Annotated in this window: 1 protein-coding gene; it reads right to left on the reverse strand. The window is 59.8% G+C overall.

Features of this window, described 5'->3' with window-relative positions:
• Positions 1-108: 108 nt before the first annotated feature.
• Positions 109-1,470 (reverse strand): IS1182 family transposase, encoded by a 1,362-nt coding sequence (locus BSU04_RS38770; protein WP_089165523.1) that lies wholly within the window; start codon positions 1,468-1,470, stop codon positions 109-111.
• Positions 1,471-1,551: the final 81 nt, after the last annotated feature.

Genomic DNA, 1,551 nt, shown 5'->3' on the forward strand with positions numbered 1-1,551 from the left:
CTAGCAGCGTGTCGGAGTTGAACAGGAAAAGTGCCACCCAATGGTCGACGTGCTTAAAAAACAGCAGGAGAGGTGAAATTTTGACGGGTTTCCCCGTTATTTCCTTAGTTATCCAAATTCTTGATGTAATTTGGCCATGCGCTTCACATTCCAGGCCAGGCAAACCAGACTCCATTCGCCATTGACCTTTTTCAGACCGCGCAAAGAGAACTGCCGAAAGCCCATCACCGACTTGATGATGCCGAAGACGGGTTCGACCGTCTGCTTGCGCAAGGCATACAGGGCACGCCCGGCCTTTGTCTTCAGGCGATGCGCCATGCTTTGCATCGGGGTGGCCGTGTCGGGCAACGGTCCCGGCTCGCTGTGGCGCTCCCGCCAACCCGGATGGTGTTCGTCCCGAGCCAGCGCGATCAGGGGCTCGACCCGGGCTGCCTCACAGGCCTGGAGATTTTTCTCGCTGGAGAAGCCGGTGTCAGCAATCAGGCACTCGACTGCGCCCAGCATCTGCTGCGCCCTGAGTGTCTCCAGCATCGGGCTAACCTGTTCCTTGTCGTTGGGCGCCTGCGTTACCCGCGTCGCCACCACCAGCATCGTAGCGGCATCCACTGCCGCCTGGGCGTTGTACGCTTGCTCGAAGCCACCACCAGCCACTGGCATGATGCGGGATTCTTCGTCGGTGAGATTGATCTGGTCGCTATCCTTCGGCCCGGGTTCCGGTGCCTGGGGCAGCTTGCCCGCCGGCTTCTTGCCGCTGTCCTTCTCCTTGGCCGCGCGACGGGCCATCTTCTCGTCGTGCTCCGCCTTCTCCCGCTGATAGCGTTCTTCAGCCCGCGCGGCAATCTTAAGCTTGGCGGCGGCCATCACCGCCAGCCGATCTTCCCGCCGCTTGATCTCCTCCGGCAGACTGACCCCGTCCGGAATATCGGCCTGATCCGCCTGCTCGGCCAGGGCCAACAGTTCCTGAACTTCGGCTTTGAGCTGGACCTCCAGCTTCTCAATGTGCCCGTGCGAGAGTGCACTGTGGCGCGAGGCGTTGGCATGAAGCTTGGTGCCGTCAAGACAGAGCGTGCCTAGCTTGAGCAGTTTCATTTCCTGGGCCAGTTCCAGCACCTGCACAAACAAGCCTTCCAGTTCGCCGAGAAAGCGCCGGCGGAAGGTGGCCAGCGTGTCATGGTCAGGATGGCTGCCGGCGGCGATATAGCGAAAGGCAACCGAATCATAGGTCGCTCGTTCAAGCCTGCGGCTGGAGAACACGCCCGTGGCATAGCCATACACCAGGATCGCCAGCAGGGTGGCCGGATGATGCGCCTTCGAGCCTCGTCCCGCGTACTGACGGGTCAGGTTCGACAGATCCAGTTGATCGACCACCTCGACCACGAACCGCGCCAGGTGACCTTCGTTCAACCAGTCGTCCAGTGACGGGGGCAGCAGATAGTCGGTGTTGCGGTCGGTGACGATGAAGTGAGACATGACAAAACTCGCTTAGTTATACGAATATAATTTTCTCATATTTCATGCTGGAATGCCCGAGAAAGCCCGACAGGCTGCTAG

This window comes from Caballeronia sordidicola (genome assembly GCF_002220365.1).
GTDB classification, from domain to species: Bacteria; Pseudomonadota; Gammaproteobacteria; order Burkholderiales; family Burkholderiaceae; genus Caballeronia; species Caballeronia sordidicola_C.